Source organism: Xanthocytophaga flava, assembly GCF_030068545.1.
In the GTDB taxonomy this organism is placed as follows: domain Bacteria; phylum Bacteroidota; class Bacteroidia; order Cytophagales; family 172606-1; genus Xanthocytophaga; species Xanthocytophaga flava.
This window is the reverse complement of record NZ_JASJOR010000020.1, coordinates 81774-98556: the sequence shown is the minus strand read 5'-3', so window position 1 is coordinate 98556 and position 16783 is coordinate 81774. Positions and strand designations below refer to the sequence as shown.

The following is a 16783-nucleotide window of genomic DNA, read 5'->3' as shown; positions in this document are numbered from 1 at the left end:
ACATGGGTACAATATTTTTCAGTACTTACAGTTTTGGGTAGTTATTTCCTCTATTAATTTATCATTATGAGGGTTCCTTTACCATGCCAGCCGCAATCTTGGCAGAAAGAAGAGATAACGGTATACCGCCTCCAGGATGAACACTGCCTCCAACAAAGTACAGATTCTTTACCTTAGATGATTTGTTATCATGTCGAAGAAATGCTGCAAAACGATTATTGGAACTAATACCATATAATGCACCCTGACTGGATGAGGTTCGTGCTTCTATAGTTCTAGGGTCCTGAATGTATTCGCAGGCTATAAGTTTACTTATGTCTGTTTTCAGAATCCTGCTTAACTTGAGAATAATATTTCGACGAGCTTCGTCTATCAGACCATCCCAGTCCTGACCGGAGTTATTAGGGACATTAATCATTGTAAACCAGTTTTCGCATCCGGAAGGAGCATCATCAGGTTTGTACTTGGAAGTAATATTGATGTAGATGGTTGGATCATTGGAAATGGTTTGCTTATGAAACAAGCAATCAAATTCATGCTGATAGTCTTTACTAAAAAATATATTATGAAGATCCAGTTCGAAAAAAGATCTGGTAATACCCCAATAAAATATTAAGGCAGAACTGGATTTAGGTTGTTCTAATATACGGGTAGGTGCTGCCACATGAGGGAGTAGCTTACGATAGGTATTTACAATATCCATATTGCTGACTACTACATCAAACGATTCATAGGTTGGTGCTGGCCGACCATCAATTTTATTGGGACGTACTCCTACTGCCTTGTTGTTTAACACAACAATTTCATTAATACGGGTATTATAGCAGAATAGCACTCCCATATCTTCTGCCAGACGAACGAGACTTTGCGTGATATTATACATCCCTTTAGCTGGAAAGAAAGCTCCAACATTATACTCCAGGTGCGGAATAATATGCATTATTCCTGGAGTCTCATAAGGATTAGATCCATTGTAGGTAGCATACCTGTTAAAAAGCTGCACAACACGAGGATCTTGGAAATGGCGTTCGTTTACTTCATTTAATGTTTGAAATACATCTAGTTTTGGAAGGTTCCAGTACCCCCTGATCGCATCCAGATTTAACCAGGTCGATAATTTGTGTAGAGATCGTTTTAAAAAAAGATTAGCTGTTACTTCATATTTGAATGCACTTTGCTTTAGATAAGATAAGACACTTTTCTTGGATTGCCCTGTTTTCTGTTCAATTTCTTCTGCAAATTTTTCAGGATCGGAATAGGCTCGTATATGAGTACCATCTTCATAAAAATATTCACAGATAACGGGAAGCTTACCATATGCAATATAATCAGCCGGGTTTTTACCTGCAATCAGAAACAATTCTTCAACAAAATGAGGCATTGTAAATAAAGAAGGGCCTGCATCAAAACGATAGCCTTCTAATTCAAACTCAGATAATTTACCACCTGGATAACTGTTTGCTTCAAATATGGTTACTCTAAATCCTTTGGCGGCTAATCGGATTGCAGTGGCAATACCTGCGATTCCGCTTCCAATAATGGCTACTGTTTTTCGGCTCATAGTTGCGTGGTTCTGAGTATAAGGAAATGATGAGTTTTTGACTCACCAAAAGAATCATTAGTTAGATTTTGTTTTCCATTTATTGTTTAATGGAAAGATCTATAACGGTCAAATCTATTCATTCAAAAGGTTTAGATTATGTAATTACTTTAGCTGTTACAGCTTTGTAAAAACATAATACCGTATTCTATAACGAATAATTGGTTTGTTCTGTATTTTTGGCAAGGTTGTAAATTTGTCCTGATCTGTGTAGTATTTTATTCTATTAGTTCAAAATGACTCAAAAAGTAACCTATAAACTTGTAAAAAGAACATACTTAGAGTTCAGAAAGCATTCTTTCCTGCAAATGCCAAATCAACTGGAAGATGTAGAAATTATTCGTTTAAAAAATCCAACAGTAGCTTTTTATCTTTTTCTGTATAAAGAAGTCGGACAAGAATTTGGATGGGCAGACAGGCTTCTTAAAACAAAGGACGAGCTGTTGTCTATTATTCAGAATCCGTTGATAAACATTTATGTACTATATGTCGGTGGTGTACCTGCAGGCTATGCAGAAGTAGACTGTCAGAATACCAGCGAGTATTTTTTAACATTCTTTGGGTTAGTACCAGAGTTTAGAGGGATTGGATTGGGTAAATATTTTTTACGGTGGGTCATTGGAAAAGTTTTTGAGGACAACCCTAATAAGTTGTCATTGGATACTATGGATCAGGATCATCCTGCTGCTTTGCATAATTATCTGAAAGCAGGATTTGTCATTGTAGATGAACGGATTGAAAAACAAACAGTGATAGAAGAAATAAATTAGTTTTCAAATGAGGTTATAAGAAAATATTGTGTAATACTTCTTATAAGCCTTGTTTATATGATTCGTTTTCCAAAAATTTGCGGGCATTCTTTATAAAAGACGAATTTCTTCAATATATCTGGTTTTGGAGACTGTCAGATAGGGAGATTCGTTATTTTTTTGACATCTGACCTTAGACTTAAGTTACTATATTATGCTTAGAACACACACTTGTGGAGAACTCCGAATTGATCATGTAGGACAAACTGTTACAGTTTGTGGCTGGTTGCAACGTTCACGTGACAAAGGACATATGCACTGGATAGACTTGCGTGACCGCTATGGACTTACTCAGCTTATTTTTGAAGAAGGGAAAACGGATAAAGCATTGCTGGAAAAATCACGACTGGTAGGTCGGGAATTTGTATTGCAGGCAACAGGTAAAGTTATTGAACGAATCTCCAAGAATCCGAATATGCCTACCGGAGACATTGAGATTCTGGTAACTGAGCTGGAAATCTTAAACCCGGCAAAATTGCCTCCGTTTCTTATTGAAGATACAACCGATGGAGGAGATGATCTTCGCATGAAATATCGTTACCTGGATTTGCGTCGTACTCCCGTTCGTCAGAATTTACAGTTGCGTCATAAGATGGCGCAACAAACACGTAACTATCTGGACGGATTAAATTTTATTGAAGTTGAAACACCTGTATTGATTAAGTCTACTCCTGAAGGGGCTCGCGACTTTGTGGTTCCTAGCCGGATGAATCCAGGTGAATTTTATGCGTTGCCACAATCTCCGCAGACTTTTAAACAATTGTTGATGGTATCTGGATTTGATCGGTATTATCAGATTGTAAAATGTTTCCGTGATGAGGATTTGCGTGCTGACCGCCAGCCAGAGTTTACACAGATTGACTGCGAGATGTCGTTCATCACACAGGAAGATATTCTAAACACCTTCGAAGGGTTAGTAAGGCATTTGTTTAAAAATGTGAAAGGTATGGAGATCGGTGAAGTATCTCGAATGACCTATGCTGATGCTATGAAGAACTATGGCTCAGATAAGCCGGATATCCGTTTTGGAATGACATTCGTAGAATTGAATGAGATAGCCAAAGGAAAAGGATTTGGTGTGTTTGATGATGCTGAACTGGTAGTAGGTATTTGTGCAAAAGGATGTGCTGATTATACCCGTAAGCAGGTAGACGAACTAACGGAGTTTGTAAAACGGCCTCAGATTGGAGCGAAAGGTCTGGTGTATGCACGTTATAACACAGATGGGTCACTTAAATCCTCAGTAGATAAATTCTATAGTGAAGAAGATTTGAAAAAGTGGGCTGAGGCGTTTGGTGCGGAGAAAGGAGATTTGATTCTGATTTTATCAGGTGAGGCGAATAAAACACGTAAAGCATTAAATGAATTGCGTCTGGAGATGGGTAATAGATTAGGATTGCGTAAGCCAGATGAATATTCAGTGCATTGGGTAGTTGACTTTCCTTTACTGGAATGGAGTGAGGAAGAAAGTCGCTGGTTTGCTATGCACCATCCATTTACTTCTCCTAAGCCAGAAGATATTCCATTGCTGGATACCGATCCGGGAAGCGTACGTGCCAATGCCTATGATATGGTGATCAATGGAGTAGAAGTAGGTGGTGGTTCTATACGGATCTTTAATCGTGAGCTACAGGCTAAGATGTTCTCTATGCTTGGTTTTAGTGATGAAGAAGCACGTTATCAGTTTGGCTTTTTAATGGAGGCTTTTGAATATGGTGCTCCACCGCATGGAGGTATTGCTTTTGGCTTTGATCGTCTGTGTTCTTTGTTTGGAGGTGCTGATTCTATTCGTGACTTCATTGCCTTCCCTAAAAATAATGCAGGTCGTGACGTAATGATTGATTCTCCATCCATTATTTCAGAGAAACAATTGGATGAGTTGTCAATCAAAACAAATGTAAAATAAGGTTTCTATAGACTATACTACAATAGATTAGGTGCCTTGTTATAGGGCATTGAACAAAAGAAAAGGTCCAGCATTATAGAATACTGGACCTTTCTTTATTTATAACACTAATCAGGCCTTCTTTAAATAGTCATTCATTATGTATTTGATACCACGCAACGGAATCAGTACCCAATCCGGACGCATATTCAGTTCATAATTAAGCTCATAGATTGCTTTTTCCAGAATAAAGATTTGAAGCAGCAGATCAATGTCTTCCTGAGTATCTGGTAAAAAGTTTTGCCCTTTAGCCTTACCCATGTAGGCTTGCATAAAGAAGCTGGAAACATAATGATACCACTGTTCTGCCCATTTCTCTAGGTATGCTATATCCTCAGCCCGGAATCGATCATTCTGAATCAACTGATAGAAGGCTGCATAGTGGAATGACCGAATCATACCTGCTACGTCACGTAATGCCGAACGTTTCAGACGACGTTCACTAAACGAACGGATTGGCTCGCCTTCAAAATCAATGATAATGAAGTCTTTTCCGGTAAATAGAACCTGTCCGAGGTGATAGTCACCATGTGTACGAATCTTATCCGTATTGATTTTGTGATCATATACTCGTTGCATGAACTTCAAAATATCCTGACGCATTCCCATTACTTCTTCCGCTTCGGCTCTTACAGATTCAGGCAATGAGTTTAATTTCTTCTTCAACAAATCAAACGAGTTCCGAACCTGTGATACCAGTGAAGAATATAAAGACCGCTGATAGTGTAATGAGTAAGCTTCTGCTTCAAACCCTTTCTGTTCCGGATGTGAGGCAAGTGCCAAATGCATTTCCGCTGACCGTTGCCCCAGTAAACGAACCCGCTCAACATAAGCACCACCTAACAGCTGCTGCATAATTTCAGGAATTTGTTCAAATTCAACAGGATTAGTCAGCGTTCCTACTGGCGTTGGGACTTTCAGTGAACGATCTTCTGTAAGTTTCCGGTCAAAGAAGCGTCTCAATACATCTCCGATATATGCCCAGGCATCGCCTTGGTTAGGAACCATCTCCTGCATCATGCCTAATACCATCGGCAATTGCTTACCCTGCTGAAATTCCAAAGCACCTATAAACTTAGGAACATTGGTAAACTCTGTATTCTCTGTTATGAAACGGGTAATCTCCAGATCCGGGTTGTGTGCCCGATCTAATTTGCGGTAAATCTTAAAGAAATACTGATCGTTGAAGATAATGGATGTATTGCTTTGTTCAGCATTCAATATCTTCGATTTTATATCATCAGCTTTTATTTTCTTAATTGCTTTTTCTGCGTCTTTGGATATATATCCGTTTAATTCGCTGTCTCCAATATGAAGTTTTTTCTTCTGAGCCATTAAACGGTAGAGAGTATTCCGAAACTCGTCACTATATACTGCATCATACAAAATACCTTTTTTGGTCCCAAGTTGTACAGGTGCAATGATACCTTTCGGATAGTTGTCTCTGATTTTTTTCTCCTGATCACCAAAAGCCAGTGTTAGAGGCAAAGAATACATTTCTGGTAATCCCTCATTGTAGTTGACTTCGATTACAAAGAATGCTGCCTCACCTTCCAGCACAGGGATGGTTATGTTTTCAACAATTTGAATATTCTGGATTGTACGGGCTTTACCTCCAAACCATCGACAGGAATTCAGGTAGCCAGGCAGGAGTTTATTTTCGATAAACTTTGTTTTCTTGGCTTCGGATAGTTCTTCCCAGTCTGTAAGTTCAAGAACAGGCATTTGTGTACCTTCGTAGGTAGTATCTGTTGTTTCTTCTTTTTTCAGTACTAACCAATAGTAGCCATGAGCTGATAGTGTAAACAGGTAAGGTGCATCTTTGATAACAGGAAATGCATTCTGACTGAAAACTTCAGTTGGTGTATATCCTTTATAAGCTTCAAGATCTAATTCTGCTGCCTGAGGAAAACGAGATAAGTTTACCACGACCAGGATTTGCTCATCTTCATAGGAACGGATGAAGGACAAAACTTTTGCGTTGGCAGGGTGTAAAAACTGGATTTCACCTCTGCTGAATGCCTTATGTCTTTTACGAGCTTCGATGATTCTCTTTGTCCACCAAAGCAGTGAGTTTTGATTACCTTGCTGATTTTCTACGTTTACTGACTCATACGTAAACTCAGGATCCGTAATCAGTGGGAGTAGCAACTGCTGAGGATTGGCTTTAGAGAAGCCTGCATTACGATCTCCACTCCATTGCATAGGAGTGCGCACTCCATCTCTGTCTTTCAGGTAGTAATTATCACCCATACCAATCTCATCACCGTAATATACTACTGGAGTTCCTGGAAGAGAGAATAGCAATACATTCATCAATTCAATCTTGCGACGATTGTTTTCCATCAGAGGAGCCAGACGGCGGCGGATACCTAGATTGATTCGGGCTGTAGGATCTTTTGTATACACTCGATACATATAATCCCTTTCCTCATCCGTCACCATTTCCAGTGTTAACTCATCATGGTTGCGAAGGAATATTGCCCATTGACAGGCATCAGGAATAGAAGGTGTCTGGTCAATGATATCCATAATTGGATAGCGGTCTTCCATCTTTACCGACATGTACATACGAGGCATGATCGGAAAGTGATAGTTCATATGACACTCATCTCCATTGCCGAAATAGTTGGCAGAGTCTTCTGGCCACATGTTGGCCTCTGCCAGAAACATTTTATCCGGGTAGTGTTTGTCCATATGGGCACGCATCTTCTTCAAGAATGCATGTGTCTCCGGAAGGTTTTCACCATTGGTCCCTTCACGTTCAAATAGATAAGGTACTGCATCAATCCGGAAACCATCTACTCCCAGATCGGACCAGTAATCAAATACTTTGAAAACTTCTTCCTGAACTTTAGGGTTATCATAGTTAAGATCAGGCTGGTGGTAGAAGAACCTGTGCCAATAATATGCACCTGCTACAGGATCCCATGTCCAGTTGGAAGGTTCAGAATCGGTAAAGATGATGCGGACATCCTGGTATTTTTTGTCTGTATCACTCCATACATAAAAGTCTCTGTATACAGAACCGGGTTTGGCAAGCCGTGCACGTTGAAACCATGGATGCTGATCAGATGTATGATTAAGTACCAGCTCTGTGATTACTTTTAATCCTCTGCGGTGGGCTTCTTTCAGGAGTGTTTTGAAATCCTGAATATTACCATAGGAAGGATTTATCGCATAATAATCCGCAATGTCGTAGCCATCATCACGAAGTGGAGAAGGATAAAAGGGAAGTAGCCAGATTGCTGTTACTCCCAAATCTTCAAGATAATCCAGTTTCTGGATTAATCCCCGGAAGTCACCAATTCCGTCGCCATTGCTGTCTGCAAATGTTTTAATGTGTAATTCGTAAATGATTGCGTCTTTATACCAACGCAGGTTTGGATCCTGAGTAATCACTTTTTTGGCCATATGAGTAGTTCTGAAAGTAAAGAGTCACTGTATAGGACAGTTTTACGTTACTGGGTATTTCGGAATAGTATTCTTTTATAGTTAAATTATTTGTATGGCTTATTGTACTTTTCTGTGCGAAAAATAAAGCTTTTTCGTATTGTGCAAAACAAAAAGCCTACAAAGTTCTGCAGGCTTAATGGTAAGCTGATGCACCATTGGGTTTTATTCAATCCTGAATACGTGTACAGGCATAACTCCCGGATGCAACTCTACATAGTTCCATTCGTGATGCCATTGATATCGTGTATCTGTCATCAGATCATTAACTGTGTAAGTTGATCCGGTTGACAGATTCAAGTATTGTACAGGTACTTTTATCCAGCCGGATTGAACATGGTGAGGGTCCAGATTGACAACAACCAGTATCTTATTGCTTTTGTAATCATCAACTTTAGCATAGCACAATAATTGCTGGTTATCTGTTTCCCCAAACTCAATATTCCAGGTTGTTTGTAATGCCGGGTTTTCACGACGAATGCGGTTAATCCTTGTCATTACATCCCGGATTTTAGTTTTCCGATTCCAATCCCAGTGTTTAACTTCGTATTTTTCTGAGTCCAAATACTCTTCCTTACCTGCATAGACAGGTGTATTGATTCCAAACTCATATACCGGGCCATATAATCCATAGTTGGAAGAGAGCGTTGCTGCCATAACCACACGACTAATATGTGCGGATTCTCCACCATTTTGTAGCATTTCTGGCAAAATATCTGGCGTATTAGGCCAGAAGTTGGGACGATAATATTCACGCATATCTGTTTTCGTCAACTCAGTCATATACTGTTTGATCTCAAACTGGGTGTTACGCCATGTATAATATGTGTATGACTGATTGAAGCCTATTTTGGCAAGCTGTTCCATTACCCGCGGACGAGTAAAGGCCTCTGCTAAAAAGATCGCATCCGGATGTTGACGGCGTATTTCACGTATACACCACTCCCAGAATATAAACGATTTGGTATGAGGATTATCTACACGGAATATATATACTCCTTTATCAATCCAATATTCAAAAACACTTTTTAGTTCTTTCCAGAGGTTTTCCCAATCTTCTGTCTCAAAGTTGATAGGGAGTACATCCTGATATTTCTTGGGTGGATTTTCTGCATACTGAACACTACCGTCTGGACGCCAGCGGAACCATTGCGGATGTTCTTTTACATAGGGGTGGTCAGGTGAGCATTGAAAAGCCACATCAATAGCAACTTCAATATTGAAGTCTTTTGCTTTGTTTACAAGGCTGACAAAATCATCTATACTCCCCAACTGAGGATGAATGGATTTGTGTCCGCCATCTTTGCTTCCGATAGCCCACGGGGAACCTGGTTCACCAGGCTGAGCTGTTACAGAGTTATTAGCTCCTTTTCGGTTAGAATCTCCAATAGGGTGGATAGGTGGAAGATAAATAGTATCAAAACCCATTTCGGCAATGCGAGGTAGCACTTGCTCACAATCTTTGAATGTTCCGTGTTTCCCTGGTTCATTGGATGCTGATCTTGGGAAGAATTCGTACCAGGTACTAAATAAGGCTTTCTGCCGTTCTGCTTCCATGAAAAGTGTTCTATGGTACAGACTAGCATATTTTTTATCCGGATAGGCTTCTACCAGTTTGGTTACCTCCTGGCTTAATGCAAAAGTTACTCCTGCTGATTGATTGGATTCGTTACGAAGCTGTGTTGCCCAGTTACGCAAGGTTTGAGCATCATGAGCCGGTGCACGTTCAGCTGCCTCTTCAATCCAATTCGCACCAATGAGTAGTTCTACTCCTACATCCTGAATTGCCTCAAACTTCTTTTTAAGACCTTTTTGCCAAGTTAGGAGGTGATCTACCCAGCCTTGTACGGTATATTCATATACACCTCTTTTCTCTGGAGTGAAAGATGCTTCCCAACGGTCGTTTCCTTGAAATTCCATAGGAATTTCCTGCCAATCGCTGTCCTGTTCATGCTTTACCAGCAACGCAGCTCTCACTTCATCATGACCATCTGCAAAAACATCTGCTATTACGGTGAGCCTTTCACCAACTGTTCGTTTGACTGGAAAACGTCCACTATTGATTTGCGGCTGTACATGTTCAATGACAACACGACTTCTACCGTCTTTTTCTATCATAAGTATTCAGGAGATTTTTGAAATTTTAAGAATTGGTAGTTCTTTAGTTAAAGACTTTATCTGGAGTTAAGTGGTCTAAAAAATACTAAACGTACCAGTTGAAAAAACTGAACCTAAAGAAAAAAGCTTTGTATAGAATTTTCAAAAAAACATGTAAAAATGTTTTGGTTCGCAACTAACAAAAAAGGGATAAGTATACAAACCTTATCCCTTTTTATTTCAAAAACTATGTATATGAATGTTTGATCTAGTTCCGTTCAGCCTTGAAGTTTTTTAGACATTCCTGTAAGGCCATGGCTACATCATATTCGTTGGCTTCGATAACAAATTCTTCAGAAAGTGTGCAATATTTCATAAATTCATCCAGGTCTGCTCCTGATAATCCTGTGATTTTGCCCACAAAAAAAGGATTAACTTTCGCTTCATACATTTTTTTTCGTTTATCTTCTGCCATCATCTTCGCCAGCTTTTTTCTGGATTTAGCTTCTCTGCTGAAACTGTTATAGAGGGCTGTTAAAGGGCCTGAAAAGACAACTCCAACCCCCGCACCACTCTGTGCTACAGAAGACGGAGTAGCCAGACGCGGAATAGCAGGTAATTGAAGCTCTGGTTGATCATCTGGAAGCTGTAAGGCCAGAAAATCTTTTTTAAACTGTTTTTCTGTATAAGGGCGAACAACCACCTCATTTAGCTGATAGGTCTTTGAATTCATCACTGCCCGTACAGCTACTCTATCGGCGGCATAATAGGCAGGAAGTACATAAATGGCTGTTTGGAGGTTTACAGCCGAGAATTCAAGTGTATCACCTCTTTCTGCGAAAATAGAAAAGTACCCATTGTCTGCACTAATAGTTCCAAACTGACTCCGTTTATTGATTATAGTTACATAGGGTGCCACAGTCATACTATCTCTCTGTAAGGTGAACCCTTGTACCAGTACCCCTCCCCGAGAGAAGCGGGATACTTGTGCCTGAATAGTACAGATTCCTCCGCTCATTAATCCTAGATAAAGTAGGAGAAAAAATAGTTGCTTTTTCATATATATGAGCCTCCTCCTGTTGGGCAATGAGGGTAAGATGAATAACTATGGGTAAATGGTTTACGAAAGTAGGTATTGTTTGGGTAGTAAATACTATTTCAATGCCATTTTAACATAATTTAAGTTTTCCTTTTGGGGCAAAGAAAAACCCATATATAGATTTTATATATGGGTGTGTTGGGGAGAGAAATTCAATCTTTGGAAATAACTCGTGTAGAAATTATTACACAGTTTTGTTTACATCTTTTCTTACTGCATATTTTTCATTTATTTGTTCATAGAGAGAAGCAGGCACTTTGGACTCAAAGTCAATGGGTTCAGGTTTGGGCTTAACCCAATCAAGATAACCTTTCACCCAGGCATAAGCGAGTCCCAGTGACAGAATAGCTACAAATATGAACATTTCTATCAATGTAAACCAACTCCATAACCCTTGTGTGGCAGAGTTGAGATTGGCATCTCCGAATACTACTGCCCAGGGAAATAGAAACACAATCTCTACATCAAACAGAATAAATACTAAGGCTACAATATAAAACTGAACATTAAATCTTCCCCATGCATCGCCAATTGGTTCTTCCCCAGACTCATAGGTAGAGAGTTTCTCAGAGTTGGGTCTGTCAGGACGAAGAAGTCTGGCCGAAAACATCGCAATCAGGAAGAATGCAATGGCTCCAATAATAAAGAGAAGAATAGTTCCAAATTCAGAGATCTGTGACATAGTCAATATCTGTTCTCAGTTTACTTAAATAATATCCAGAAAAGCTGCTAAAGACATTAAAAGTCCGCCTATTAGGAGTAGCATAGTTAAAATAGAGAAGAACTGAGATTTGCCTGCAATGAATAATAGGATAATACCTACTGCCACAGCTACCAGAGAAAAGAACAATATAGGTCTCAATCCAAGAATAGTTCCATCTTGTTGTGCAGGACGTCTTTTCTTAATCTCCTTCGCAATTTTCTTCTCTGCTGCTTTTAGTACAAGTTTGGATAGGCCCATTGGTTTACGCAATGTCTCTGTAAGAGCTTTGCGGTTGGTACTAGCCAATCCATCAGGTTGTATATTTTCAGCTCTTTGCGTTTTTTTCAGAATCTCAGTAGCACTGAATATGGGTGTAGTATTTTCTGTCGCTTTATCTTCTGCAATAGAAGTCTGAGCTTGTGCGGGTTGTGCCTGCACATCAGAAGTAGAGGCTACTGCTGTTGAATTTTCTTTATCAGAAGTTGGGGTTTGAGACAAATTGTGTTTTAAAGGCGAACACGCTATCAGGCTCCCAAGAACTATGAGCATACATAACAGATACTTCATCAGATACTTCATTGGTTGTATAGTTGGTTTATATATAAGAATGTAGTTTGGATAACAGGTATCCTTTTCAATGTTTTGAAGACAACAAAACAATCCAAAACTACCTGCTTCAAAAACAAAAATACAGTACGTAATGGTAATGCCACTAACTTCTGACAGAAGATTTTTTGATTTTGCGCCTAAAATGGCCCAATTATTATCCATAAAGGAAGAAGTAGGATACCATCACTCAAAAAACGATACCTGTATCCTTCCCGGAAACGATCAGGAAAGAAAGTAATGAAAGTTAACAGAGAGGCAATAATTACTAATGTTAACCAGACCTTCTGGTCCAATACTGTGTTATTAAGTAAAAGCAATCCCCCTAAAGTAGCAGCCAGTGCCAGTATAATCAGCATTTTCAGAAAAAGATGAAGACGGGTTACATTTTGGCGTTGCATAAGTGAAAGCATCTCTTGTTGAGTATCCTCTTCTGATTCATACCAAGCCAGTAACATGGCTTGTTGCAGTATGATAATTCCAAAAATGCATCCTGTAAACAAGTGAGATTGTCGAATGTGGGAGGTCTGTACTGCAACACTGCCCCATACGCCTAACGTATAGAGACAGGCTACCCAACCTTCCTTAAAAAAGAATGAAAAAGAAAAAAAATGTGTAAGTGCTAAATACGTTAGCATTGCTGCACCTAAAGCCATACCAAACAAGATAACAGATATAGGAAGTTTGGTAAATGTAATCCCTGCAGTAACAACACATACCACTGCGGATAGTATACAAAGCGGTTTTTGATATTTTTTATGAAAACGATGTCTCGGACTTACAAGTACAGGATTACGAAATGCATCCAGAAGATGATCAATTGTATAGATAAGCCATACACTACTGGCCAGTACAAAATACTGGTACCAGAATATCTTGATATGCATTTGCCTGGCAAACATAGCACTACAGCAAACTGCTCCTGCTACTACATCCAGGCTAAGAATACTTATCTTTTCATAAATGGCAATTACACTTTTCAAGGAAAACAAAAAATATGAAGTCTGAAATGAATATAACGGCTAACTTTGGCAAATTACATGTATAAAGCCAAAAGTTTAGAGCCTCAGATCTTAAAGCAGGAAAAGTTTGAGATAATACAACTGCTTTCAGGTAATTTTTAGGCTTTCGGACATCAAACTTAGAACCTACATTTTTCATGTCTCAGAAAAAATTATTTTTACTTGATGCTATGGCATTAATATACCGTGCACATTTTGCGCTCGGTAAAACTCCAAGGATTACATCCAAAGGTTTAAATACAGGAGCTGTTTTCGGTTTTACCAATACCTTACTGGAAGTACTGAAAAAAGAGAAGCCTACTCATATTGCTGTTGCTTACGATACGGCTGCACCTACTTTCCGTCATGTGGCATTTGACGCATACAAAGCACAGCGACAGGCTCAACCTGAAGATATTACGGTTGCAGTACCGTATACAAAACAACTGTTGCAAGCTATGAATATACCTGTGTTGGTAAAAGAAGGCTTTGAAGCAGATGATATCATTGGTACAATTGCCAAACGAGCTGCCCAACATGGATTTGATGTATACATGATGACTCCCGATAAAGATTATGGTCAGTTAGTAGAAGAACACATTTTTCTATACAAACCGGCTTTTATGGGGAATGCGAGTGAAGTGTGGGGAATCCCGGAGGTGTTAAATCGTTGGGGAGTAGAACGTATAGATCAAGTAGTAGAGATGTTGGGTCTGCAGGGAGATGCGGTAGATAACATTCCAGGCATTCCCGGATTTGGAGAAAAAACTGCTCAGAAACTAATCGCTGAGTATGGTACTATTGAGAACCTGATTGCCAACGCCGACAAACTAAAAGGTAAACAGCAGGATCTAGTAAAACAATATGCAGATCAGGCTCGATTATCAAGGCAATTGGCAGTTATTGATATTAATGTACCTGTAGAATTTGACGAAGAAACATTTCGCTGTCAAGAGTCAAATAAAGAAGAACTGATTCGTTTGTTGGATGAACTGGAGTTCAGAACGATCCGGAAAAAATTATTTGGAGAAGATGGAGCCACTTTGGCAACAGCAACTAAATCTGTTGCCAAAGCGAAGAAACCAGCAGACAGTAGCCAGATGGATTTGTTTGGAGCGCCTGCACCGGCTGGGGGAGAAGGAGAGTTGCCTCCATTTTTAGATTATACAGGAGGTAGAAAATCTATTGCAGATACATTGCATCAGTATCATGTTATCAATACGCCTGAACTACGTCAATCGCTAATCAAACATTTGAATAACCAGAAGGTCTTTTGTTTTGATTCGGAAACAACCAGTATTGATGCTACCCAGGGAGAATTGGTAGGCCTTTCATTCAGCTACTATGCTGGTGAAGCTTATTATGTGCCCTTTCCTGCCGACCAGGCAGAAGCACAGAAAATATTAGAGGAATTCAGAGGGGTATTTGAAAATCCTAAAATCCAGAAAATTGGTCAAAACATTAAATATGATCTGATTATTCTGAAAAATTATGGAATTGAAGTAAAAGGACAGCTGTTTGATACTATGCTGGCCCATTATCTGTCTGAACCAGAAGGACGCCACAATATGGACTACCTGGCTGAAAATTACCTGAATTACTCTCCGGTTTCTATTGAAACCCTGATAGGAAAGAAAGGGAAAAATCAGTTGACTATGCGAGATGTAGAAATTGAAAAAGTAGCGGAGTATGCAGGAGAAGATGCCGATGTGACGTTCCAGTTATATGATATCTTTCACAAAAGGTTAAAAACAGACCAACTGGAAAAGTTGTTTTGGGATGTGGAAATGCCTTTGGTCCCTGTACTAGCCGATATAGAACAGGCAGGTGTACGCATAGATGAAACAGCACTAAAGGAACTATCTTTATCACTGGAAGGTGATTTGAAGGGTTTGGAAGAGAAGATTTATGCTTTGGCTGGACAGACATTGAATATTAATTCTCCTAAGCAATTAGGAGAAGTCCTCTTTGATAAGTTAAAGCTTGATCCGGGTGCAAAGAAAACCAAAACAGGCCAATATGCTACAGGCGAAGAGGTTTTGTCCAAGCTGGAACCCAATCATGAGATCATTCGTCATATTCTGGATTACCGGGAGCTTCAGAAATTAAAGTCTACTTACATTGATGCGTTGCCTTTACTGATTAGCCCGCGGGATGGACGTATTCACACGTCCTTTAATCAAGCTGTTACAGCTACTGGACGGTTAAGTTCTACCAACCCGAACCTGCAGAATATTCCTATTCGTACAGAACGGGGACGAGAGATTCGAAAAGCTTTTGTACCAGTTGATAATGATCATCTGATCCTGTCTGCTGATTACTCCCAGATTGAATTACGTTTGATGGCTGAATTCAGTGGCGACCCTACTATGATGGATGCATTTAAGAATGGCAGAGATATTCACGCCTCTACTGCCAGTAAAGTATTTAAGGTGCCATTAGAAGAAGTTAATGCGGAGATGCGTCGAAAAGCTAAAACAATAAACTTTGGTATTATCTATGGCATTTCTGCCTTTGGGTTGTCTCAGCGACTGAATATTCCACGTAGAGAAGCGGCAGAAATAATTGATTCCTATTTTCAGGAGTTTCCACTGATAAAGAAGTTTATCGATGATTCTATTATCAAAGCTCAGGACAAAGGGTATGTAGAGACATTGTTAGGACGCAGAAGATATTTACGGGATATTAACTCAATGAATCAGACTGACAGAGGATTTGCCGAACGTAATGCTGTGAATGCTCCGCTTCAGGGTACCGCTGCTGATATTATCAAACTGGCTATGATTCGGATACATGAGTTTCTTAAAAAAGAAAATCTACGTACCCGTATGATTCTTCAGGTACATGACGAATTGGTCTTTGATGCACACAAAGAGGAATTATCTGTTGTTAAACCTGCTATTGAAGATCTGATGAAAAATGCACTGCCTCTGTCTGTACCAATGGAGATAGGAATAGGTACAGGTATTAGCTGGTTGGAAGCACATTAAGAAACAATGCCATTCCAAAATATGAGCATATGAGTATTTAAGCTGATCCCTTATCAACTTTTACTTTTATCTTATGTCAGTATATCTTGATCAGAGTTCACGGCAGTCTAAGTGTCTGCGGTGAACTCTGATCAGTTTCTCTCTTGCTGTGAACTATGCGCAGAAAAAGTTTTGCTGTGAGTTATGCGCAAGACATCCCGTGCCGTGAGTTATGCGCAAGAGAAAAAGTGATCGGAATTCAGGTCAAAATAAAAAATGATTGGACTTGTGCGCAAACCCTCACGAATGAGAGGGACAGATTCGCTTCTACAAAATTATCCTTTGCCGTGAACTATGCGCAGACAGCAAACGCGGCCAGAATTATGTTCAAAAGCAAAATTGATGTGAGTTATAACTCACATGCTCTCTACCAGTGGGGTACTCACATAAACACAAACAAGAGCCTTGTCGTAAAGCACGTTTCACCAACAGCGGGATATG

10 protein-coding genes are annotated in these 16783 nt (G+C 39.6%); 3 read left to right on the top strand and 7 right to left on the bottom strand.

Translation table 11 applies throughout. From position 1 onward, the window contains the following. Positions 1-64: 64 nt before the first annotated feature. Positions 65-1561 (bottom strand): 1-hydroxycarotenoid 3,4-desaturase CrtD, encoded by a 1497-nt coding sequence (crtD, locus tag QNI15_RS25575; RefSeq protein WP_314034432.1) that lies wholly within the window; start codon positions 1559-1561, stop codon positions 65-67. 347 nt (positions 1562-1908) lie between these two features. On the opposite strand from crtD, the gene QNI15_RS25570 reads away from it, so the two are divergent. Continuing rightward, positions 1909-2370: a GNAT family N-acetyltransferase gene (locus QNI15_RS25570; protein ID WP_314034430.1), complete on the top strand. Its 462-nt coding sequence runs from the start codon at positions 1909-1911 to the stop codon at positions 2368-2370. Positions 2371-2563: 193 nt separating this feature from the next. Beyond that, the gene (aspS, locus tag QNI15_RS25565) at positions 2564-4315 is read left to right on the top strand and encodes an aspartate--tRNA ligase (protein ID WP_314034427.1); all 1752 of its coding nucleotides are present in this window, start codon (positions 2564-2566) and stop codon (positions 4313-4315) included. 111 nt (positions 4316-4426) lie between these two features. Here the strand turns inward: aspS and treS are convergent, their stop codons facing one another. The 6 genes from treS to QNI15_RS25535 all read right to left on the bottom strand — a co-directional run bounded on the left by treS (position 4427) and on the right by QNI15_RS25535 (position 13295). Then, positions 4427-7768 (bottom strand): maltose alpha-D-glucosyltransferase, encoded by a 3342-nt coding sequence (gene treS / locus QNI15_RS25560; protein ID WP_314034426.1) that lies wholly within the window; start codon positions 7766-7768, stop codon positions 4427-4429. Between the two features lie 204 nt (positions 7769-7972). Then, positions 7973-9925 carry an alpha-1,4-glucan--maltose-1-phosphate maltosyltransferase gene (locus QNI15_RS25555; RefSeq protein ID WP_314034424.1) on the bottom strand — a complete coding sequence of 651 codons (1953 nt, stop codon included), beginning with the start codon at positions 9923-9925 and terminating at the stop codon, positions 7973-7975. A gap of 247 nt (positions 9926-10172) precedes the next feature. Beyond that, entirely contained in the window at positions 10173-10964 is a 792-nt protein-coding gene (locus tag QNI15_RS25550) for a hypothetical protein (RefSeq protein ID WP_314034422.1), read from the bottom strand. Positions 10965-11187: 223 nt separating this feature from the next. Beyond that, positions 11188-11685, bottom strand: a complete 498-nt coding sequence (locus QNI15_RS25545) for an NADH-quinone oxidoreductase subunit A (protein ID WP_313983279.1) — start codon at positions 11683-11685, stop codon at positions 11188-11190. A 24-nt stretch (positions 11686-11709) separates the two neighbouring features. Beyond that, entirely contained in the window at positions 11710-12477 is a 768-nt protein-coding gene (locus QNI15_RS25540) for a hypothetical protein (RefSeq protein WP_314034420.1), read from the bottom strand. Further along, the gene (locus tag QNI15_RS25535) at positions 12453-13295 is read right to left on the bottom strand and encodes a hypothetical protein (protein WP_314034418.1); all 843 of its coding nucleotides are present in this window, start codon (positions 13293-13295) and stop codon (positions 12453-12455) included. The genes QNI15_RS25540 and QNI15_RS25535 overlap by 25 nt, the downstream gene beginning before the upstream one ends. 176 nt (positions 13296-13471) lie before the next feature. On the opposite strand from QNI15_RS25535, the gene polA reads away from it, so the two are divergent. Beyond that, positions 13472-16303 (top strand): DNA polymerase I, encoded by a 2832-nt coding sequence (gene polA / locus QNI15_RS25530; protein ID WP_314034416.1) that lies wholly within the window; start codon positions 13472-13474, stop codon positions 16301-16303. Positions 16304-16783 lie beyond the last annotated feature (480 nt).

Coding starts and splice junctions, on each gene's coding strand:
- crtD (WP_314034432.1), bottom strand. CDS start 1,561: ATGAGCCGAAAAACAGTAGCCATTATTGGAAGCGGAATCGCAGGTATT.
- QNI15_RS25570 (WP_314034430.1), top strand. CDS start 1,909: ATGCCAAATCAACTGGAAGATGTAGAAATTATTCGTTTAAAAAATCCA.
- aspS (WP_314034427.1), top strand. CDS start 2,564: ATGCTTAGAACACACACTTGTGGAGAACTCCGAATTGATCATGTAGGA.
- treS (WP_314034426.1), bottom strand. CDS start 7,768: ATGGCCAAAAAAGTGATTACTCAGGATCCAAACCTGCGTTGGTATAAA.
- QNI15_RS25555 (WP_314034424.1), bottom strand. CDS start 9,925: ATGATAGAAAAAGACGGTAGAAGTCGTGTTGTCATTGAACATGTACAG.
- QNI15_RS25550 (WP_314034422.1), bottom strand. CDS start 10,964: ATGAAAAAGCAACTATTTTTTCTCCTACTTTATCTAGGATTAATGAGC.
- QNI15_RS25545 (WP_313983279.1), bottom strand. CDS start 11,685: ATGTCACAGATCTCTGAATTTGGAACTATTCTTCTCTTTATTATTGGA.
- QNI15_RS25540 (WP_314034420.1), bottom strand. CDS start 12,477: ATGGATAATAATTGGGCCATTTTAGGCGCAAAATCAAAAAATCTTCTG.
- polA (WP_314034416.1), top strand. CDS start 13,472: ATGTCTCAGAAAAAATTATTTTTACTTGATGCTATGGCATTAATATAC.